Source organism: Bacillus sp. PSXD-155, assembly GCF_049310765.1.
Classification (GTDB): Bacteria; Bacillota; Bacilli; order Bacillales; family Bacillaceae_G; genus Bacillus_A; species Bacillus_A cereus.
This window is the reverse complement of the sequence record NZ_JBMOWC010000004.1, coordinates 334,993-355,599: the sequence shown is the minus strand read 5'-3', so window position 1 is coordinate 355,599 and position 20,607 is coordinate 334,993. Positions and strand designations below refer to the sequence as shown.

Sequence of the window (20,607 nt, the reverse complement as noted above, 5' to 3'; positions counted from 1 at the left end):
TGAAGTGACCCCCGAAAGTTAGACAGGTCGTTTCATTAGGCAGCCTCTAGGGTATGAGCCCGGTATTGTACTGGGCTCATACCCTTTAATTTTGCCTTAATTCTTTTATGATTATAGTATTCTATATACTTTGCTAATTCTTGTTTGAAATGTGTTATACTTTCAAATTCTTTTCGATACAGAAATTCCGATTTCATGATACCGAAGAAATTTTCAATAACGGCATTGTCATAACAGTTTCCTTTGCGAGACATACTTTGAGTTATGCCACAATTCTTAAGAGAATGACGGTATTGTTTCATTTGATAGTGCCAACCTTGATCAGAGTGAATGAGGAGTTTATCCGGATCGGTTACACAATAAAGGGCTTGGTCCAACATCGTTGAAACAAGGGAATAGGTCGGTCTGGAACTAATTGTATACGTGATAATTTCACCATTAAATAAATCCAACATTGGTGATAGGTATAACTTCTCCCCAAATAACTTAAACTCCGTAATATCTGTAACCCACTTTTCATTTGGTTTTTCAGCTTGGAAGTTGCGATTTAAAATATTTGGCGCAATTTTCCCAACTGTCCCTTTGTAAGAGCGATATTTTTTCATACGAACCAGACATTTTAACCCTAATTCTTTCATAAGGCGATATACTTTTTTATGATTTACTTTGTGTCCACGATTCATAAGTTCATCACGAATACGACGATAACCATAACACCCATCGTGTTCATTATAAATAGCTTGAATCAGTTCTTTTACCTCCGCATTTGGATCAGGACGATTAAAATGTTTCATCCAGTAATAGTACGTACTACGTGGAATGTTTGCGAGTTGAAGTAACTCCTTGATAGGAAATTCATGCCTTAACTCGTAGATTACTTGCGCTTTGTCTTGTTTGGTGATTTTTCTTTGTTTTGAACTAAGGCATTCAACTTTTTTAAATATGCATTTTCCATACGTAAACGCTCATTTTCCGCTTGTAAGGCTTCGATTGATCCTTCATCTACTGGTTTTATTTTTTTATCTTTCATGGTTGGATGCCCCTTTTTCTTTGATTGTAGGGCATCCAATCCTCCTGTTTCATAAGCTATTTTCCATTTCCGAAGTGTTTCATAAGACGGTATATTGAAAAGTGCCGCTGTTTCTCTGATAGATGTCCCGTGTTCATTCATATAATAAAGTACATCTAGTTTATACTGGGCTGGGTAGAATGTATAGCACTTTTCAAAGGCCTTTTCACCTGAAGACTCATATCGTCTAATCCACTCACGAAGTACGCTAGGGTTAACTCCTATAGATTTAGCAATTATTTTTCCACTTTCTGTACCATCTAAATATCGTTTCACCGCTTGGATTTTTTCTTTTGAAGAAAATTTAGCCATAAAAAATGCACCTCCAATTGTTAGACTGTGTCTAACAATTGGGGTGCACTTCATTAAGGAAGGATGGCTTTTTTCTATACTATATAAATGAGTTGTCGGTAAGTCGATATAAATTGCATTTATTAATAACTACATCATAATCAAACAAGTACTACTGTGCCTGAACAGAACCAATCTCGTCTTGCTCTTCTGGTTTCACAAGTGCGTAACGTTCCCACGCCCTGCTTTTCCAGCGGAAGAACATAATAATGGCACGCGTCCATTCGTCGATGGCGATCGCTAGCCAAATACCAACGAGCCCCATATCTAAATGAAAGGCGAAAAAGTAACCTAGTGGTAAACTCATTAACACCATAGAGAATGCACCGATTAAAACAGGATATTTTGCATCACCAGCTGCACGAAGCGAATTAATGATGACGATGTTCATCGTACGTCCCGTTTCAAGTAGTACACTTAGTAAAAGAACACTTGCGCCTAACCCGATAATGTGCGGATTATCTGTAAACAGTCCCATTAATTGTGTACGGAATGTAATAACGAGAGCGACCATACATAAGGTTACACCAATCGCCCATTTTACACTTTTCCACAAGCGTTCGTATGCTTCATCCTTTTCGCCACCACCAACAAGGCGGCCAATAATAATGGCTGTTCCCATACCAATCGCAATTGCAAATAAATAAGTGAACATGGAAATGTTAGTAGCGTATTGTCTAGCAGCTAATGATTCCGTTCCTAAGTACGTTGCGTAATAAAGGAAGACGATTTGACAAGCTTGATACATCACTTGTTCAAATGCAGATGGAATACCGATTTTTAAAATTTTCCCAATGTATTCTTTGGATAAAGTGAAGTAATATTGTAATTTCACGCGATATTCCATAACGCGGTATAGTAACCAGAAGAAAACAATAAGTGCGATCAATCGACTGATAGCGGAAGAAATTGCAGCCCCTTGTACACCGAGCTCAGGGAAACCAAATTTCCCGAAAATGAGTACGTAGTTTCCAGCGATATGAATAATATTCATTCCGAGTGAAATAAACATCGCTTGCTTTGTAAAACCATGTACACGGATGATTGCGGCTAATGAGTTAATGATAGCTTGCAGGAAGATAGCCCCTCCGACGATAGATAAGTAGTTTTGCGCATACGTTAGTACATCGCCTTGTAAGTTCATTGCGAGCATCATATGTTTCGAAAATAAAAGAAAACCAGCGCTTATAACGAGCCCAACTATTAAATTTAATGTGACGGCTAATGCTGATATTTTAGATGCTTCCATAAAGCGTCTGGAACCGAGGTATTGAGATACAACGATAGCAGCGCCGTTCCCGATGACTTCTAATACCAAAATCGCAATATGGAGATATTGATTCGCTGCACCAACCCCAGATACAGCATCGTCTGATAATGCACTTAACATGAAAGTATCAGCGATCCCCATCAACATAAAAAGAAAAACTTCTAGAAAAATAGGCCATGTTAATAAGAATAAACTTAATTTCTCTGTCGGCCCATTTTTTTCCTGAATTGCTGTCATGTCCGTCCCCTCTTTACCGATATCTATTTTTAGCAAAATGTATCGTAACATACTTTCTTATCCTTTGCACTCATTTTAGCCTACATATTTTTAATATGAAGGGACTGCTATTTTATGTTAAAAAGGTTGGGATAATTATACATAAAGTATTATAAAATATAAAATTTATTTTTCTCTGATAATTTAGAAAAATATAAAATTAATTATTTTTGGTACTTTAGTAAAGATAATCAGCAATATAAAACGTTTACAAAGATATATTTTTTTACAGAAAATTTTAATGAAATAGAAATATAAATATACAAAAAATATATTTGTGTGTATAATATGAATTATTAGAACATATATATATTTCTTTCTGTTTGAAAATGAAAGGGCTAACATTTTTTTGGAGGGTGGAAGTATGAAAAAAAAGATACCAGTTTTTGTAGCATCAACAGTAGCGATGAGCATGTTGTTAGGGGCATGTAGCTATCAAAAAGATGAACCGCAAGCAAACGCAAAAGGGGATAGCGGGAAAAGCGGTGCGAAGCAAGTTCTTAATTTAATTGAAACACAAGAAATACCAACAATGGACCCAGCATTATCAGCTGACGCAGTTTCTTCAAAAGTAATGAACAACACGATGGAAGGTCTATACCGCCTTGGAAAAGATGATAAGTTAGTTCCAGGTGTAGCAAAAGAATTTAAAAAGTCAGAAGACGGTAAAAAATATACATTTAAATTACGTGAAGACGCGAAATGGTCAAACGGTGAGCCTTTAACGGCGAAAGATTTTGTATACGCATGGCAAAGAGCGATCAATCCAGACACAGCTGCGAAATCAGCATACATTATGTATGATATAAAAAATGCAGAGAAAATTAATAAAAAAGAGATGAGTCCTGATCAATTAGGTGTAAAAGCAATTGATGATTACACATTAGAAGTAGAATTAGACAATTCTATTCCATATCTTGTAGATTTAATGGTATATCCAATCTTTTATCCTGTGAATGAGAAATTTGTGAAAGAGCAAGGTGCGAAGTTTGGTTTAGAAGCAAATACAACACTTTATAACGGACCGTTTACATTAAGCGATTGGCAGCATGAACGCAGTTTTAAAATGACAAAGAGCTCATCATATTGGGACAATAAAGAAGTGAAGCTTGAAGAAGTAAACTTTAATATTGTAAAAGATACATCTACGCCAATTAACTTATATGAAACAAATGCAATCGATCGAGCGACGTTATTAGCAGAGTTCATCGATAAATATAAAGGAAAACCAGATTTCAAAACAGTAGAAGAGACATCTGTATTTTTCCTACGCTTAAATCAAAAAGATCCAGCTTTAGCAAATAAAAATATTCGTAAAGCAATTTCACTTGCTTTTGATCGTAAGCCGTTCGTTGATACGTTATTAAACAACGGTTCTAAGCCAGCAACAGGATTAATTCCTGATAACTTCATTAAAGGACCAGATAAAAAAGATTTTCGTGCTGTAAATGGGGATATTGTAAAACCGAACGTAAAAGAAGCGAAGAAATATTGGGAAGCTGGTAAAAAAGAACTTGGCAAAAATGAAATCGAATTAGAATTATTAAATGAAGATGTAGAGTTATCAAAGAAAACTGGTGAATATTTAAAAGGTGAATTAGAAAAAAATTTACCAGGTTTAACAGTGAAAATTAAACAACAACCATTCGCACAAAAACTAAAATTAGAAGATGCGGGTGATTATGTCATGTCATTCTCTGGATGGGGGGCAGACTTCCCAGATCCGATTACATATCTTGATATGTTTGTAACAGATGGGTCACAAAATAAGATGAAGTACTCTAATCCGAAATACGATGAAATCATTATGAAAGCGAAAAAAGATGGAAGCGATGTAGATGCTCGCTGGAAAAACTTACTTGAGGCAGAAAAAATGTTACTTGATGACGCTGCGATTGTTCCAGTATACCAACGTGGTAGAGCATACTTACAAAGAGAAACAATTAAAGATATGTACAACCATAAATATGGCCCCGATGTGAGCTTCAAATGGGCATCCCTAGGAAAATAAAAAAAGCAGGCTAACCACCTGCTTTTTTTAATACGTTCGTTTCTTATAAATGCCTTTTCCACCAACTTGGTTCCAGCCGGATTGTACATCCAAACTTTTGTTAACAAACTTCATTTTTTCTTTTCCACCAAAGAGCTTTTCACCGATGCTATTTGTAATGACACCAATCAATGCTGTTATTCCGATGATGAGGGCAGCAACCGTAATAAAATCAATAAAAAAAGCAATCATTTGCAAACTCCCCCTTTGCCTGTCTGTATGTTTATTGTATGAGATAAAAAATAAAAAAGAAAGAAATGTCAGAAAAATATTTAATTTACTTTAGAAATCGTGTAGACAGGAGGGAGAATGTTTGTTAAAATGAGAACAAACGTTCCTTTTTATTCTCATTTGTATAGTCTTACATTTCTTAATTGATTTATCAAGAAAAAGTAAGAAAACGTTCTCTTTTTCATAGGGAAGATTATAGATAAATAACTATATATTATATGAAAAATTTAGAGGAAGTGAGTATTAAAGGGGTTGAAAGTTATTGTTCAAGTACAGCTAAATTGAGCGTAATCATGTTACATAGCAGTGGAATACACGGAAGAGTTTTCTCAACTAGCAGGAAATTTGCTGTATATTTCTTGCAAAATCTATTGTATAATGATTATAGAAGTTACTTATTAAAAGTAATTGTTGTTTATTATAAGTTGTTGCTTACATGAAATGCGATTTTTGTACTTTTCAATAAGACAAGTTATCGCGAAAAATTGCTGAAGTTAGAAATTAAAACTGTATTTAGTACAGAATTTGTACTCTTTAAGGAGAGTGAGCTTTGTATGGTAACATTATATAGTTCTCCAAGCTGTACGTCTTGTAGAAAGGCGAAATTATGGCTAGAGGAAAATCATATTCCCTATACAGAACGTAATATTTTCTCAGATCCATTAACGATTGAGGAAATTAAAGAGATTTTACGTATGACAGAAAGCGGAACGGATGAGATTATTTCTACTCGTTCGAAAGTTTTCCAAGAATTGAATGTAAACTTAGAATCTTTACCACTTCAAGATTTATATAAGATGATTCGTGACTATCCGGGGATTTTACGTCGTCCAATTATGATTGACGAGAAACGCCTTCAAGTTGGTTACAACGAAGACGAAATTCGCCGTTTCTTACCACGTACAGTAAGAACGTTCCAATTACGTGAAGCACAACGTCTTGTAAATTAATTATAATAATATGAAAACCTTCTACCTATTATATAGTAGAAGGTTTTTTTTAATGTTTCACATTGCGTAATCGAACTTGTTTTACGATAAAGCCGATGCATAAAATAGTGAAAATGAACAAATAAGGAATGCTTGCAGTGAAACTTGGGTTGTTATGAAAAAAGGTTGCAAGTCTGTCTTCATGTGTAACCATTTTTCCTGCAGTATAGGCAAGAATTGCTGCACCGCAATAAATGAGGAATGGAAATCGTTCCATAAGTATTAAAATAAGTTTACTGCCCCAAATAATAATAGGGATAGAAATGAGTAAGCCGATTATGACGAGTAAAAATCTCCCGTGAGCTGCACCTGCAATGGCAATAACATTATCAAACCCCATAACGAGATCCGCGAAAACAATTGTTCGCACAGCTTGAAATAAAGTTGTTTTTCCTTGAATGGCAGAAAGATCGTTGCTATCATCAGTTAATAAATTGACTGCAATTAATGTAAGTAAAACCCCGCCAATCAATTGTAGAAATGGAATGTCGAGTAAATAGACAGCTAGTATAGTAAGGACAATTCTTAGTACGATTGCTAAAAGAGTACCGATCAAAATAGCTTTATTTCGTTTCGATTCAGGTAAATTTCGGCTAGCTAGTGCGATGACGATTGCATTGTCACCACCTAATACAACATCGATACCGACAATCATTAGTACGGATGTTAAAAACTCTAAGTCCATTCGTCTGCCTCCATTTATGATGTTTTAATAAGCGAACTGTATGTATGTGATGAAGAAAGTTGTTGTTAAATAATCTCTTCTAATAGAAGTTTCACCTTATTACAGTGTACGGGGGAATGTGGAAATGTATGTCCAAATTTTTTGTAAGTAAGAAATCGCTATAATAATATATTTATGTAGTTGATCGAGTAAAGATAGGCATATAACTATTTTTGTAAAATAAATCGATTTTATTTCCATTCTGGAGAATCTTATCATAAAATGAGAGTACAAGAATCTATTGATTTGTCATATGAGTGGGGAATCCCTTCATAACAATTCTAAGCAGGAAGGGAGAGTTGTATTTTGGATATTGAAAGAATTAATGATCATACGATGAAATTTTTTATTACGTACATTGATATAGAGGATAGAGGATTTAATCGTGAAGAAATTTGGTATGATCGCGAACGAAGTGAAGAGCTCTTTTGGGAGATGATGGACGAAGCTCGTGATCATGACGATTTCTTTATTGATGGGCCGTTATGGATCCAAGTGCAAGCAGTCGATAAAGGGATTGAAGTACTTGTCACGAAAGCAGAGCTTTCAAAGGATGGGCAAAAGCTGGAACTACCGATAGGGGTAGACAAAATTATAGATATTCCTCTAGATGAAGGCATTGAATCATTATTCCAACAAGAGTTAGTCGAAGAGGTAGAAGAACAAACAGGAACAAACTTTAATGAAGATGGTACGTTTGGCTTTTTAATTAAATTTAATGATTTTGAAGATGTCATTTCATTAAGTCATCGTCTTATCTTTGAAGATATAAAAGATGAGCTGTATTCATTTGAGGACCGCTATTATGTATATGTGGAATTCGATGAAGTGCTACATGATGAAGAAGAAATCGATCGTATTTTAAGTATTGTTTTAGAATATGGGGAAGAATCAACTTTAACAATTCATCGTGTAAGTGAGTATGGAAAACAAATTGTGAAAGAGCATGCGCTTGAAACGATTCGCAATAATTTTCCTGCTAAAACGTAGGCCGATTTCTGTAGTATGAAATCGGCTTTTTATATGAAGAATAGGAAAGCTTTCTTAGTTAGGAGGTAAGAGATGAAAAATACGTTAAAGCTGATTTTCTTTATCTTGCTATTGTTCGCATTATTTGTTTCGTTACGTATGTTTATTGATGTAGCATTTTATTCAGATGTGATTGGGATAAAAGATGTTTCGATTTTAGGTATTATTAGTATTTTATTTACAGTATCTGCGTTTTTAATTGGTTGCGTTATTTTCTTAGAAAATCGCCACCCATCTAAAACACTTACATGGTTAATTGTGTTAGGGATTTTTCCTGTATTTGGCTTCTTTGCTTATTTATTATTTGGACAAAATTTTCGGAGAAAAAGAATGTTTCAAAAGAAGGCGTTACTTGATGAACAGGCGTTTTTACAATATAAAGGGCATGAAGATTACGAAGAACGAATTTTACGCAATCATAAGCATCAAGAACTGTTATTTCGTTTAGCGGATCGATTAGGTGCTTTAAATATTTCATTTCAAACTGAAACGAGGACATTAACAAATGGAGATGAAACGTTTCAGGCCATTTTAAATGGGTTAAAACGAGCGAAACATCACATTCATATGGAATATTACATTGTGCGTGATGATAAATTAGGAACAGAAATTAAAGATATTTTAATACAAAAATCAAAAGAGGGCGTTGTTGTTCGCTTTTTATATGATGCGGTTGGAAGTTTTAAGTTATCGAAATCGTATATTGAAGAATTAAACGATGCAGGTGTAGAAATGATTCCGTTCTTTCCTGTGCGCTTTCCGATTTTAAACGATAAGATTAATTATCGAAATCATAGGAAAATTGTTGTGATTGATGGGAACGAAGGGTTTGTAGGTGGATTAAATATCGGTGATGAGTATTTAGGGAAAAGTAAATATTTTGGCTTTTGGCGAGACACTCATTTGTATTTACGTGGTGAAGCGGTTCAAAGTTTACAGCTTATTTTCCTTCAAGATTGGTTTTATATGACTGGAGAGGCTGTGCTAGCTCCTGAATATTTACAAGCAAAAGCAGTTGAGGGTGATCATTGGGGAGGAGTGCAGCTAGTTGCAGGCGGCCCCGATAATAAGTGGGAAACGATTAAGCATTTATATTTCGCAATGATCGCTTCTGCTCGGAAATCTATTTGGATTGCAACGCCGTATTTTATTCCGGATGATGATATTTTATCCGCATTAAAGGTTGCTGCACTTGCTGGTATTGATGTCCGTTTGTTGATGCCGAGTAAACCTGATAAGCGCACTGTCTTTTACGCATCGAGATCGTACTTCCCAGAGCTTTTAGACGCAGGAGTAAAGATATATGAATACGAAAAAGGTTTTCTTCATAGTAAAATTGTCATCGTTGATTCTGATTTAGCTTCAATTGGGACAGCTAATATGGATATGAGAAGTTTTCATTTGAATTTTGAAGTAAATGCCTTTTTATATGATACAGATAGCATTAAAAGACTTGTTCAAGACTTTAAAGACGATTTAGAAGAATCCAGTGAAATTCACGTCGATCGTTTTCATAAAAGGCGTCTGCATAGACGAATTGTTGAATCAACGTACCGGTTATTATCGCCATTATTATAAAAAGAGATGTCCGAAATTGGGACATCTCTTTTTTAAAAGGGATTTGTAATAAATTGTAGAATATAAGGAGCTGAAAGGGTGTGATTCCGATATTTATAGCTAAAAGAGAAAACGGAGAAAAAATTCATTTACTCTATAATTGTAATGAAGAGCTTTTGCGCCGTATGCGCCAACAGGAACGATTCTTTTGTGTAGCTTGTGGAAAGGAAGTGCAAATGAAATTAGGGAAACAAAAAAGTTGGCATTTTGCTCATAAAAAAGTGGATTCATGTCTTGCCTTTTATGAAGCGGAATCAACGTATCATATGCACGGTAAAGAATTGTTATATAGATGGTTCAAACGTCAAAACTTTCAGGTGGATATTGAGTACTACCTTCCGGAAATTAAGCAACGACCAGATATTTTTGTAGAGAGGGCGGGCAGAAAAATTGCAATTGAATACCAATGTGCAAACCTTGCTATAGAGCAGCTGTACAAAAGAACCTATTCATATTGGCGAGCTGGTATACAGGTCATTTGGATCGTTGGTGGAAATCAATTGAAAAAGCAATCGGCATATTGGATGAAATTCTCCTCACTTATGGCTTTCTCCTTACAATCTTATCCTCAACCATTTCTTATTTTCTTCTGTTCGAAAGAGAAATCATTTATGAAATGTGCATTTGTCACTCCATTTTCTACAAACATCTTTTTCGCGCATACTGTATATTTACCAATCGATAAAACTACTTTTGAAATGCTTTTTTCTCCCGTTCCTTTCGAGAAAGAGATACTAAGGGAAGAGTGGAAGAAGAGAAAGAACTACTTCCGCAAAAATGCCCTGCCGATTTGGAATTATAATTATAAGTCATTATTACGCCTCTTATATCAATTTAAATGTACCCCAGCGAGTTTTCCTTCTGAAATTGGTGTTCCACTCCCTTCTGGATTTGCTTTTCAAACAAACCCATTTATATGGCAAGCTTTTCTATATATGAAGTGTATAGGGGGGTTTGCAGTAGGAGAGTGTATTTCTCTTCAATATGTGTGTAGTTATGTAAAAAGGTATACGAAAAGGCGGATACTTCCGTACTTTTCACAGCACACATGGAAAGTGGCAGTTACTGAATATATGACATTTTTATGCTATATAGGTGTATTGCATAAAGCGGGAAGTTATACGTACCGAAAAATAAGGGATGTAGTGATGTTAAAAACAGAGGAGGAAATTATGAAACATGATGAGATTTGCTTAATACATGCGCTATCTTTATTTGAGGCAAATTTTAACATGAGAGGAGGAAAAGGGGATATAATAAAGAATGATTGTGAAGGAATTACATAAGAAAAAACGAATTGTACTTAAGTAGAGATATTTAAAGGAGGGCTTAAAGAATGTCTGAACAAAACAAAGCGAAAGCATTACCAGATCGCAACGAGATTGAAGAAGCAAGTACGTGGCGATTAGAAGATATTTTCCAAACGGATGCAGAATGGGAAAAAGAATTCCAGGCTATTAAAGAGCTATTACCGAAGTTAACTGAATTTAAAGGGAAACTTGGTGACTCTGCGGACAATTTACTTGAGGCATTGCAATATGAAGATGAAATTTCAATGCGATTAGGTAAGCTATATACATATGCTCATATGCGTTACGATCAAGATACAACAAACTCTGTATATCAAGCATTAAATGATCGTGCAACAAATTTATATTCACAAGTATCTAGTAGCACAGCGTATATTGTGCCTGAAATTTTATCAATTTCAGCAGATACACTGCAAACATTCTTGAAGGAAAATAGAGATTTAAGTGTATATGAACATGCATTAGAAGAAATTACACGTCAACGCCCGCACGTATTATCAGAAGCTGAGGAGGCTTTATTAGCGGAAGCATCTGAAGTAATGAGTTCATCAAGCAATACATTCGGTATGTTGAATAACGCGGATTTAAAATTCCCATCTATTAAAGGTGAAGACGGAGAAGAAATAGAAATTACACATGGCCGTTACATTCAGTTTTTAGAAAGTGATGATCCTCGTGTTCGCGAAGATGCATTTAAAGCTGTATATGAAACGTATGGGAAATTTAAAAATACATTCGCAAGTACGTTAAGTGGAGCAGTAAAACGTAATAATTTCAATGCGCGTGTTCGTAAATATGATTCTGCTCGCCAAGCTGCACTGAGCAATAATAATATTCCGGAAGCAGTATACGATCAACTCGTTGAAACGGTAAATGATAACTTACATTTATTACACCGTTACATCGATATTCGTAAGCGTGCACTAGGACTTGATGAGCTTCATATGTATGATTTATATACACCACTTGTACCAGAAGTGAAAATGAATGTGAAATACGAAGAAGCGCAAGACCTTTTATTAAAATCTTTAAACGTACTTGGTGATGAATATGTTGATATTTTGAAAGAGGCATATGAAAATCGCTGGGTAGATGTGTATGAGAATAAAGGAAAACGAAGCGGGGCATACTCATCTGGTGCATATGGAACAAATCCGTATATTTTAATGAACTGGCATGATAATGTAAATAACTTATTTACACTTGCTCATGAGTTTGGTCATTCGGTGCATAGTTACTATACAAGAAAAACACAACCACACGTATATGGTGATTATTCCATCTTCGTAGCAGAAGTGGCATCTACTTGTAATGAAGCGCTTCTAAATGATTATTTATTAAAAACGACAGAAGATAAGAAAGAGCGTCTATATTTATTAAATCATTATTTAGAAGGATTCCGTGGTACTGTATTCCGTCAAACGATGTTTGCAGAGTTTGAACATATTATTCATAAGAAAGTACAAGAAGGACATGCTGTTACGCCAGATATGCTAACGGAAATCTACTATGATTTAAATAAGAAATATTTCGGTGACGCTTTAGTAATCGACGAAGAGATTGGTTTAGAATGGTCTCGTATTCCACACTTCTACTACAACTATTACGTATATCAATACGCAACAGGATTTAGTGCAGCGACAGCTCTATCTAAACAGATTTTAGAAGAAGGACAACCAGCAGTAGAACGTTATATTAACGAGTTCTTAAAAGCAGGAAGCTCTGATTATCCAATTGAAGTGCTGAAAAAAGCAGGAGTAGATATGGCATCTCCTGAACCAGTAAAAGAGGCGCTACAAGTATTTGAAGAGAAATTAAATGAATTAGAAGCATTATTATTTGAAGAAAAGTAATGAAAAAAGACGAGGGATTGTATCCTCGTCTTTTTTTTGAATAGATTAAATGTCGATATATGTCGAAAAAACAAGGTGGATTTCTTTGTTTTTCTAACTGAAAGGATAGTTTTACGGCTGATTTTTGAAATTAAAACCCTTTGAATCGTTTTTTATGATTGAAATAAGAGAGAGTGATAACAATGATTCCGAATAAAAGAGGTAAGGCAATAATTTTAGGAAAAGCTTGTAGTAGAGAGAGGATGTACAAGAAAAAAGAAACGATGACAGCTAGAAAGAGAAGAGCAATATAAGATTTTTTCATAAATAAACCCCCTAAATGACCTTTTTTATAGCTTATTCAAAAATGAAAACGTTTAGAATGTGACAAAAGTGTGAAATTCGACAAAAGGGGTTGTCATCTGACGTCGAATCTTGTAATATAATAAGCGTGAACGAATTCACATACAAACATATACCCCTTTGTTTGAACGTGAAAATTTCTCCCATCCCCTTTAATATTTTTATAAGCCGTAAAGAAGAAGACCTGGTGTTTACACCAGGTCTTTTTCTTTTGCTATCCATTTCCAATAACGTTCGCATTTTACTTCAATCATTTGTACTTTTCGTTTCAGTTGTAATTTTTTAAGTTCGCGCTCAATTTCTTGTTGCGGACAGTCATAAATAAATGCTACTTCTTTTGAAGATATAAATTGTGTTGCTTCTAGTAGTACTTCTAAAGGTGGTAATGGTTCTGGCTCAATTTCACATTTTACAAGTTCTTTCAATAATTGTACGTATACATCGTAGGAATAATTTCCAGCGATTTTAATACCTTCTTCATCTGAGTTCGCATGAAAAAAGACGAGGGAGGGTATTTCTGTAATATGCATTTCATTCGTGAATTTCAAGTCACATTGGAAAGCTTTTTTTGCACTAGCAGAATGTAGATCTTTTTTAAATTCTTCTACATCAATATTGCTATCTTTCGCACATGCAAGTAATAGTTCGCAGTCAGGGTTTGATACATTTTCAAGGAAAATGTATTCTTGGAGTTTTCGCAAAAACTTCGAACCTGCTTTTCGGCCTTGCAACTCCGCTGCCTTAATTGCCATCGAAACTAAATATGGTGTTGACGATGCTTCTTGCATATGTACCTTTCCATCACATGAAAAACCTTGTAAACTTGTTGTCTTTTCCCACACAAATCGAATATTAGCAGGTTTATTCCATTTGTGTGAGGAAGCGTTCGTTCCATCCACTTTTCCTGTTACGATATGACGAATAGAGAAGTATTTCCCGTATTCAAGCCATAGTTTAATAATAAAAGGCTCAATTTCCCAGCAATCTTTACAAAGTGGATCAATAAATAAATATGCTTCTACAGACTTATGCTCACATGCGGAAGGAGATGGCATATTTATATGCTTTGCTTCCTGCTTATCCATTACACTTCACCTGTTTCGTTTGGAGTATTAACCATATGCTGAGCGGTTAATGCTAAACGTTCAAAGACAAACTCTCTTATATGACCATGCACTCCAGTATCATCCATTGCTTGCTCCATGCATGATAGCCAAGCCTCTGCTCGTTTTGGAGTAATCTCAAACGGAAGATGGCGTGCTCTTAACATAGGATGACCATGTTCTTCAGTGTACAAATTAGGACCACCTAAATATTGTGTTAAAAATTGCTTCTGCTTCCTAGCGGTTTCTGTTAAATCTTCCGGGAAGATGGGAGATAAGTCAGGGTGTTTACTGACATAGGAATAAAATGTATCTACTAATATTGCAATGCATTGTTCACCGCCAATTGCTTCAAATGGTGTCATCGGTTGCTTGCTCATCCTTTATAAACTCCTTTTTCCATGAAATGTATATCTATTGTAGCAATGGAATGTTCGAGAGGGCAAATAAACAGCCTTCTCAAAGATTCTTTGCTTATTCAACGGGTGTAAACTTTTTTAGTCAGATGTATCCACTAGTGAAACATATTCACTAGTGGAATTTTCACTTTAGCGTGCTTTGTTTTGTTTGGCAAGGAAAAAGCGTTTTACTTTGTTATTTGTATGGCGAACAGGTATGTTATGTTGCGTTAATAAATGAATAAATGCAGCTTTTCCTGTTTCTTCATCTTGTACTTCAAATTCAATTTCATAATCATCGTGATTGTAATAGAAACTATGATCAAAGACAAGCGTTCCGCCTTTAAATAATGTTTCTGCTCTTTCTGTTGTTAAACTACCCATATATGTTAAAGCAGAAACAGGAATTTGTAATTTGTGTAATTGATCTACTACTGCTCCTTGAATGATTGTGTTTGTTTCCATCATCATTTTTGCTTCGTCTTCTGTTACGACTTGATGCGTTTCTAATAAACCGATTTCTGCAGGTTGTTTCAACGTTAACGTATAAGTTTCTCCTTTATGACGAATACGAAGTGCAGAGCCAGCTTCTTTTAACGAGAAGTCAGGTGTTTCAAAGTAGTGATTCACTTGTTTCGTAAATGCTTCAATAGAAAACGATTTACATAATGTATCGAATTCTTCTTTTGTAACGATATTTTTGAATTCAATTTCAATTTCTTGTGTCATTGTATAATCTCCTTTTGAAAAATAATTCTTTACACATTATCGCTTTTTCATAAATTTGGTTCAATGTTTTATTTGTTTGCGTCCATGTTATGATACAATAATACTGTTAAGTAAGACAGGAAGTTGAGATGGAGGAGTTAGAGCATGCAAAATAAAATCCAAGTTAAGAGCGTAGAAAAGAGAGAGAATGCTCTTATTTTTTGTGCGGAAAATAGTGAAATAGAGGTAAAGGAGTTAAGTGCACGTAATCATGTACTTGTAGACTCAGACAATTTATCATTTTTATATATCTTAGAAAATGAATCATCTTTCATTTATGTAAGTATTCCGCACACATGCTGGGAAGCAATGCATGAAGCGATGAATAACGATGTGGTTATGTTCGTTAGCGTGAATGACATTGAAATGGAATTAGAAGGATTAAAAGAAGAAGTAGAATATTTAGTTGAAAATATTGAAGGTAATGCAAATTACGGAGAAGAATTAGTAACTGCTGTAGAAAAAGTATTTCTATAAGCAAATGGATTGATTTTGGTGGTGGTTGAAATGAATCGAAATTGGGAAGAATTTTTAGCACCTTACCACCAAGCGGTGGCAGAGCTGAAAGTGAAACTAAAAGGAATGCGTACTCAATTTGCAATGTTAACAGAGCATTCTCCAATTGAGTTTGTAACAGGAAGGGTAAAGTCGGTTGCAAGTATTATTGATAAAGCGGAGAAGAGAAATGTACCGCTAGACCGATTGAGAGAAGATATGCAGGATATTGCTGGGCTTAGAATGATGTGTCAATTTGTTGATGAGATTAAGCCTGTTGTAGAATATCTTCGAAAACGAAATGACTTTGAAATCGTGGAAGAACGTGATTATGTCACGCAAAAGAAAGATAGCGGTTATCGTTCTTATCATGTTGTCATTAGTTATCCTGTTCAAACGATTCAGGGTGAACAAAAAGTATTGGTAGAAATCCAAATACGCACGCTAGCAATGAACTTTTGGGCAACAATTGAGCATTCTTTAAATTATAAATATAGTGGACGTTTTCCTGAAGATATTAAAATACGCTTGCAACGTGCAGCTGAAGCGGCGTTTTTATTAGATGAAGAAATGTCTTCTATTCGTCTTGAAATTCAAGAAGCGCAAAAGGCTTTTTCAAGAAAGCAAGAAACGAAAGATTCCGAATCATAAACTAAAGGGTGTTGGGCGATGAAATTTACAATTATGTCAAAGGGAGATCAATCATCAGATACACTGGCAAGCACGATGAAAGAGTACTTGCTAGATTTTGGATTTATAATGGATGAAAAGGAACCCGATATTGTAATTTCTGTTGGGGGAGATGGAACGCTTTTGTATGCGTTTCATCGTTATTATAATCGATTGGATGAAACAGCATTTGTTGGTGTACATACAGGACATTTAGGTTTCTATGCAGATTGGTTACCGACAGAAGTAGAGAAATTAGTAATTGCGATTGCAAAAACACCATTCCAAGTGGTGGAATATCCGCTTTTAGAAGTTATTATTCGCTATGTGAATGGAAGTAAAGAGTCACAGTATTTAGCGATGAATGAGGCGACTGTAAAAAGTGCAGAAGGTACATTAGTAACAGAAGTAGAAATACGCGGAGAATATTTTGAAACATTCCGCGGGGACGGCCTTTGTATTTCTACTCCTTCAGGAAGTACTGCGTATAATAAAGCGCTTGGCGGAGCAATTATTCACCCATCTATTGAAGCGATTCAAATTGCAGAAATGGCGTCCATTAACAATCGTGTGTTTCGTACTGTAGGATCGCCACTCGTATTGCCGAAGCATCATACATGTGTGTTAAAGCCGGCTGCAGGAATGAACTTACAAATTACAGTGGATCATTTAACAATGGTCCATCAAGATGTGAAATCAATCCAGTATCGCGTAGCAAACGAGAAAGTACGATTTGTTCGTTTCCGCCCGTTCCCGTTCTGGAAACGAGTTCGTGACTCGTTTGTTGCAGATAAATAGAAAGGGTTATATATTTGAACAGATTTACATTGAAATGGGATATAGGGCTGGCTGAAGAGGGAACTTTAGTTAGGGAATTTTTGAAAACGAAAGGTATTTCTAAAGCCGCTTTAACGGATATAAAGTTTCACGGCGGGGCAATTGAAGTAAATAGTCAACATGCGAGTGTTCGTCATCAGTTGCGCGCTGGTGAAGAATTAAGTGTCTTTTTTCCAGTGGAGGAAAGAAGTGAAGGGATGATGGCAGAAGATATCCCTTTATGCATTGTATATGAAGATGATGCGGTTCTTATCATTGATAAAGAGGCGAACATGTCAACGATTCCGTCTAGAGAACATCCGACAGGGAGTGTTGCCAATGCGATTTTATCTCATTATGATAAGCAGCATCTGGCAAGTACAGTGCACATTGTAACACGGTTAGATCGTGATACTTCAGGGCTTATGCTTATTGCAAAAAATCGTTTCGTGCATCATCTTTTATCTAAGCAGCATCAACAAAAAGCTGTGAAACGAACGTATGAAGCAATTGTTCACGGTGAGATGGTAGAACGAGAAGGAATGATTGATGCACCAATTGGTCGGAAATCTGATAGCATTATTGAGCGAACGGTTTGTGAGGATGGACAAAGGGCGGTTACTCATTTTAAAGTAATTGATAGTACATATGATAAGACACATGTAGCGCTGGAGCTTGAGACAGGAAGAACGCATCAAATTCGTGTGCATATGGCTCATATAGGACATCCATTACTTGGTGATAACTTATATGGAGGAAGAAGGGATGAAATGAAACGGCAAGCACTTCATAGTAAATCTTTGACGTTTTATCATCCTATTTTAGAGAAAGAAATGTCTTTCACTATAAAAATTCCAAGCGATATGCAAGAGTTACTTAGGGATGCTTAAAAAGGGAACAAAATTCTTATATTATAAAGAATTTTGTTCCCTTTTTTCTTAGCGGAATAATATTAAAATTTGGTTTTCACCCGTACGCTTTATAACGAAAAATCCACTTTCGGCTTTTGTAGCAATGCCATTGTCATTTGGACGACAATATCCATGAGTTTCGCAAGTGTTGTCATCACGTACTAACATTTGCCCAATTAATCCGACAGGAAGCCACTCGGCGCGATCTTTTCTTGCTACATATTTGCAAGCTGGATCCCATTCTGTATTTAAAAGAGGTTGTATTTCTTCTGTTTCCGTCCATACATATTGGCGTTTCCCAAAGTTATCTGTTTTATAGCGTTTTTGCCAACTTAAAGCCCCGCTATTTCCTATAAGTGCAGGGGTTGCACTAGATATTCCTAAAATGAATGAATCGTGTGAAGTAGCTATCCGAATTTTTTCTTCGCTACTAAATGTAACGAAATAACCGATATCAATAGGTTTATAGTCTTCTGTTTCAAACATTTGTGCAAAATCCGTTCCGCTTGCATTGTAAGACGCGCCCTCAATGTACATTTCTCCATTATGGGCAAGCCATTTAGCACCGATATTATGGTCGGTGTCGTTTACACCATTTGCAATAAACCAAGAATAAGCTTCTTCTGCAGTGCCGAAGCGCCCCATAATATGGCTACCTGCAAAATGAGCTGTTGATGTATGATGACCTTCCGCATGAGAAGAGGAGCCGTTAGCGATAGTTGCGGTTCCTTCTGCGTGTGCTGCTTCGCCTAAAGCAGTCGTCTGTTTACCCTCTGCATGAGAATAAGCACCGCCTGCTGTCGTTTCACTTCCCTCACTATGCGAACTATGTCCAGTTGCTTTTGAGTTTGATCCTTCTGCATGAGAGAAAGAACCTTTTGCGTGCGTTAATAAGCCTTCCGCATGTGCTGCCATGCCTTCCGCATGAGAGTGAAGCCCCTCCGCATATGCATATCGGCCGCCCCTTTTAACTTTTGTATTTTCAGGTGTAGGTGTCTCAATTATGAGTGGTTTTTCAGTTTGTATATCATTCGATGAAGCTAATGCTTCTTTTATTTTTTTTACTTTGTTTATAATAGCAGCTGGAATTTCTGGTTCCACTTTTTTATTTATTGCTACAGAAATATTTTCTTCCGCCTTTTCTTCTGTTTGGTTAGAATGTAGTACCTGTTCATCTTGATTTGAGAGCTGTTTATTTTTTTGTTGCATCTTTATTTTTTTACGATCGATTATGCGGCTCATCACAGCATTTTCTAAAGAGACATATGTTGGTTTTACTTTGCTTTTTTTTGATGACTCTTGTTCTTCCAGTTCTTCTATCGCTGCAGCTCGAATACTACACCAGTTGTTAATTCCGTACATGGGCAGATATAAAGGGGGAAATTTTCTTTTTTGTTTAGAAGATTTTTTCTTCATTCTGTCACCTCCTGCGACATTATATGTAGGGTAATTAAAAAAAGATGCACTTTATTGCATCTTTTTTTAATTACTTTACCTAGTTTTATATGAGATCTGCCTAAATAATGCTAAGTAAGGTAGTTATGAAATTGGACGGAATTTCTCAGCGACAAAAGGTAACGAAGAAGGGACAGAGATAGTCTCCATTTCAGGATAACGTAATCCGGTTAATTTGCCACCAAATACAGCACCAGTATCAATATTGACTGTCTGATTGACGAATCGAGGTTCTGCTACTGGTGTATGTCCATATACAATCCAAGCTTGCCCCTTGTATTCTTGCGCCCAATCACGACGGACAGGTGAGCCATCGGCATGCTTTTCTCCTGTAATATCGCCATATAATACAAAGGTTTGTACTTTTTTATCTCGTCTTCCTATGTAATCTTGCCGAATCCCAGCGTGACATACGATTACTCTTTTTTCATCTAGTATGTGGTAGAGCGGTGATTGTTCATAAAGAGTGGTAAACTTTTCTTTTATAATGTTTTGCTTATGAGAAGGAAGTGCTTCATATTCAGCAACAGTTGTTTCAAGTCCGTGAGCGACTGTTACATTACGTCCAAGGAAAAATCGATATAGTTTATTACAGTGATTTCCAGGAGCGTAATAAGCTTCTTTTTTATGTATGACAAGTTCCCATACAATTTCGATCATACGTAATGAATGAGGACCACGGTCTGTAATATCGCCAACGAATGCAAGTTTACGTTGGTCAGGGTGAACCGGTAGACCGCTACTCCAGTTATATCCTAGCTTCTCTGTTAAATTTTGAAACTCTTGGAAGCATCCATGAATATCTCCTATAATGTCATATTTCATATTTAAACCTCCATCGTATTTTTCATTAGTATATCTAAAAAAGGATAGAGATAAAA

General features: G+C 35.8%; 20 protein-coding genes. 10 read left to right on the top strand and 10 right to left on the bottom strand.

The annotated features are described in order from the left end of the window. Positions 1-35 precede the first annotated feature (35 nt). Together ACO6VI_RS06565 and ACO6VI_RS06560 are read right to left on the bottom strand one after the other, a co-directional pair. A protein-coding gene (locus ACO6VI_RS06565) for an IS3-like element ISBth10 family transposase (RefSeq protein ID WP_098840180.1) occupies positions 36-1,381 on the bottom strand; the annotation gives its coding sequence in 2 pieces (ribosomal slippage) (positions 36-940 and positions 940-1,381; 1,347 coding nt in all). Between the two features lie 151 nt (positions 1,382-1,532). Beyond that, positions 1,533-2,978 (bottom strand): MATE family efflux transporter, encoded by a 1,446-nt coding sequence (locus ACO6VI_RS06560; RefSeq protein ID WP_003291568.1) that lies wholly within the window; start codon positions 2,976-2,978, stop codon positions 1,533-1,535. A 352-nt stretch (positions 2,979-3,330) separates the two neighbouring features. Between ACO6VI_RS06560 and ACO6VI_RS06555 the strand changes: the two genes are divergently transcribed. Next, positions 3,331-4,977 carry a peptide ABC transporter substrate-binding protein gene (locus tag ACO6VI_RS06555; protein ID WP_000727243.1) on the top strand — a complete coding sequence of 549 codons (1,647 nt, stop codon included), beginning with the start codon at positions 3,331-3,333 and terminating at the stop codon, positions 4,975-4,977. 27 nt (positions 4,978-5,004) lie between these two features. Here the strand turns inward: ACO6VI_RS06555 and ACO6VI_RS06550 are convergent, their stop codons facing one another. Beyond that, the gene (locus ACO6VI_RS06550) at positions 5,005-5,208 is read right to left on the bottom strand and encodes a hypothetical protein (protein WP_000559971.1); all 204 of its coding nucleotides are present in this window, start codon (positions 5,206-5,208) and stop codon (positions 5,005-5,007) included. Positions 5,209-5,801: 593 nt separating this feature from the next. Here ACO6VI_RS06550 and spx point away from each other — a divergent pair. Then, positions 5,802-6,197: a transcriptional regulator Spx gene (gene spx / locus ACO6VI_RS06545; RefSeq protein WP_000258267.1), complete on the top strand. Its 396-nt coding sequence runs from the start codon at positions 5,802-5,804 to the stop codon at positions 6,195-6,197. 49 nt (positions 6,198-6,246) lie between these two features. Here the strand turns inward: spx and ACO6VI_RS06540 are convergent, their stop codons facing one another. Then, positions 6,247-6,921 (bottom strand): TerC family protein, encoded by a 675-nt coding sequence (locus ACO6VI_RS06540; protein WP_000362612.1) that lies wholly within the window; start codon positions 6,919-6,921, stop codon positions 6,247-6,249. A gap of 345 nt (positions 6,922-7,266) precedes the next feature. Between ACO6VI_RS06540 and mecA the strand changes: the two genes are divergently transcribed. The 4 genes from mecA (at position 7,267) to pepF (ending at position 12,769) form a co-directional block, all read left to right on the top strand. Then, positions 7,267-7,950 (top strand): adaptor protein MecA, encoded by a 684-nt coding sequence (mecA, locus tag ACO6VI_RS06535; protein ID WP_000350715.1) that lies wholly within the window; start codon positions 7,267-7,269, stop codon positions 7,948-7,950. 72 nt (positions 7,951-8,022) lie between these two features. Continuing rightward, positions 8,023-9,567, top strand: coding sequence for a cardiolipin synthase (locus tag ACO6VI_RS06530; protein ID WP_000799191.1), 1,545 nt, complete (start codon positions 8,023-8,025; stop codon positions 9,565-9,567). An 80-nt stretch (positions 9,568-9,647) separates the two neighbouring features. After that, positions 9,648-10,892, top strand: coding sequence for a competence protein CoiA (locus ACO6VI_RS06525; RefSeq protein ID WP_098818469.1), 1,245 nt, complete (start codon positions 9,648-9,650; stop codon positions 10,890-10,892). A gap of 50 nt (positions 10,893-10,942) precedes the next feature. Continuing rightward, a complete protein-coding gene (gene pepF / locus ACO6VI_RS06520; RefSeq protein WP_053565016.1) occupies positions 10,943-12,769 on the top strand; it encodes an oligoendopeptidase F in 1,827 nt (608 codons plus the stop codon). Between the two features lie 130 nt (positions 12,770-12,899). Here the strand turns inward: pepF and ACO6VI_RS06515 are convergent, their stop codons facing one another. The 4 genes from ACO6VI_RS06515 to ACO6VI_RS06500 form a co-directional block, all read right to left on the bottom strand. Further along, positions 12,900-13,073, bottom strand: a complete 174-nt coding sequence (locus tag ACO6VI_RS06515) for a hypothetical protein (protein ID WP_000750354.1) — start codon at positions 13,071-13,073, stop codon at positions 12,900-12,902. Between the two features lie 229 nt (positions 13,074-13,302). Next, positions 13,303-14,196, bottom strand: coding sequence for a ClpXP adapter SpxH family protein (locus ACO6VI_RS06510; RefSeq protein WP_000360645.1), 894 nt, complete (start codon positions 14,194-14,196; stop codon positions 13,303-13,305). Then, entirely contained in the window at positions 14,196-14,594 is a 399-nt protein-coding gene (locus ACO6VI_RS06505; protein WP_000043386.1) for a hypothetical protein, read from the bottom strand. Before ACO6VI_RS06505 ends, ACO6VI_RS06510 begins: the two co-directional genes overlap by 1 nt. A 168-nt stretch (positions 14,595-14,762) precedes the next feature. Further along, positions 14,763-15,341 (bottom strand): CYTH domain-containing protein, encoded by a 579-nt coding sequence (locus ACO6VI_RS06500; protein ID WP_000191122.1) that lies wholly within the window; start codon positions 15,339-15,341, stop codon positions 14,763-14,765. Between the two features lie 144 nt (positions 15,342-15,485). On the opposite strand from ACO6VI_RS06500, the gene ACO6VI_RS06495 reads away from it, so the two are divergent. Genes ACO6VI_RS06495 through ACO6VI_RS06480 form a run of 4 tightly spaced genes read left to right on the top strand, consistent with a single transcriptional unit; the run spans position 15,486 to position 18,250 of the window. Next, positions 15,486-15,857: a hypothetical protein gene (locus ACO6VI_RS06495; RefSeq protein WP_001180005.1), complete on the top strand. Its 372-nt coding sequence runs from the start codon at positions 15,486-15,488 to the stop codon at positions 15,855-15,857. Positions 15,858-15,887: 30 nt separating this feature from the next. Beyond that, positions 15,888-16,526 (top strand): GTP pyrophosphokinase, encoded by a 639-nt coding sequence (locus ACO6VI_RS06490; RefSeq protein WP_001081482.1) that lies wholly within the window; start codon positions 15,888-15,890, stop codon positions 16,524-16,526. 18 nt (positions 16,527-16,544) lie between these two features. After that, positions 16,545-17,342, top strand: a complete 798-nt coding sequence (locus tag ACO6VI_RS06485; RefSeq protein ID WP_000673190.1) for an NAD kinase — start codon at positions 16,545-16,547, stop codon at positions 17,340-17,342. A gap of 14 nt (positions 17,343-17,356) precedes the next feature. Further along, positions 17,357-18,250, top strand: a complete 894-nt coding sequence (locus ACO6VI_RS06480; protein WP_161519977.1) for an RluA family pseudouridine synthase — start codon at positions 17,357-17,359, stop codon at positions 18,248-18,250. Between the two features lie 48 nt (positions 18,251-18,298). Here ACO6VI_RS06480 and ACO6VI_RS06475 read toward each other — a convergent pair whose 3' ends face one another. Then, positions 18,299-19,687: a peptidase G2 autoproteolytic cleavage domain-containing protein gene (locus ACO6VI_RS06475; RefSeq protein WP_161519978.1), complete on the bottom strand. Its 1,389-nt coding sequence runs from the start codon at positions 19,685-19,687 to the stop codon at positions 18,299-18,301. 123 nt (positions 19,688-19,810) lie between these two features. Next, on the bottom strand, positions 19,811-20,551 hold the full coding sequence (gene prpE / locus ACO6VI_RS06470) for a bis(5'-nucleosyl)-tetraphosphatase PrpE (RefSeq protein WP_063546802.1): 741 nt from the start codon (positions 20,549-20,551) through the stop codon (positions 19,811-19,813). Between the last annotated feature and the right edge of the window lie 56 nt (positions 20,552-20,607).

Coding starts and splice junctions, on each gene's coding strand:
- spx (WP_000258267.1), top strand. CDS start 5,802: ATGGTAACATTATATAGTTCTCCAAGCTGTACGTCTTGTAGAAAGGCG.
- ACO6VI_RS06515 (WP_000750354.1), bottom strand. CDS start 13,073: ATGAAAAAATCTTATATTGCTCTTCTCTTTCTAGCTGTCATCGTTTCT.
- ACO6VI_RS06550 (WP_000559971.1), bottom strand. CDS start 5,208: ATGATTGCTTTTTTTATTGATTTTATTACGGTTGCTGCCCTCATCATC.
- ACO6VI_RS06500 (WP_000191122.1), bottom strand. CDS start 15,341: ATGACACAAGAAATTGAAATTGAATTCAAAAATATCGTTACAAAAGAA.
- ACO6VI_RS06475 (WP_161519978.1), bottom strand. CDS start 19,687: ATGAAGAAAAAATCTTCTAAACAAAAAAGAAAATTTCCCCCTTTATAT.
- ACO6VI_RS06510 (WP_000360645.1), bottom strand. CDS start 14,196: ATGGATAAGCAGGAAGCAAAGCATATAAATATGCCATCTCCTTCCGCA.
- ACO6VI_RS06505 (WP_000043386.1), bottom strand. CDS start 14,594: ATGAGCAAGCAACCGATGACACCATTTGAAGCAATTGGCGGTGAACAA.
- pepF (WP_053565016.1), top strand. CDS start 10,943: ATGTCTGAACAAAACAAAGCGAAAGCATTACCAGATCGCAACGAGATT.
- ACO6VI_RS06530 (WP_000799191.1), top strand. CDS start 8,023: ATGAAAAATACGTTAAAGCTGATTTTCTTTATCTTGCTATTGTTCGCA.
- ACO6VI_RS06490 (WP_001081482.1), top strand. CDS start 15,888: ATGAATCGAAATTGGGAAGAATTTTTAGCACCTTACCACCAAGCGGTG.
- prpE (WP_063546802.1), bottom strand. CDS start 20,551: ATGAAATATGACATTATAGGAGATATTCATGGATGCTTCCAAGAGTTT.
- ACO6VI_RS06560 (WP_003291568.1), bottom strand. CDS start 2,978: ATGTTACGATACATTTTGCTAAAAATAGATATCGGTAAAGAGGGGACG.
- ACO6VI_RS06485 (WP_000673190.1), top strand. CDS start 16,545: ATGAAATTTACAATTATGTCAAAGGGAGATCAATCATCAGATACACTG.
- ACO6VI_RS06555 (WP_000727243.1), top strand. CDS start 3,331: ATGAAAAAAAAGATACCAGTTTTTGTAGCATCAACAGTAGCGATGAGC.
- ACO6VI_RS06495 (WP_001180005.1), top strand. CDS start 15,486: ATGCAAAATAAAATCCAAGTTAAGAGCGTAGAAAAGAGAGAGAATGCT.
- ACO6VI_RS06540 (WP_000362612.1), bottom strand. CDS start 6,921: ATGGACTTAGAGTTTTTAACATCCGTACTAATGATTGTCGGTATCGAT.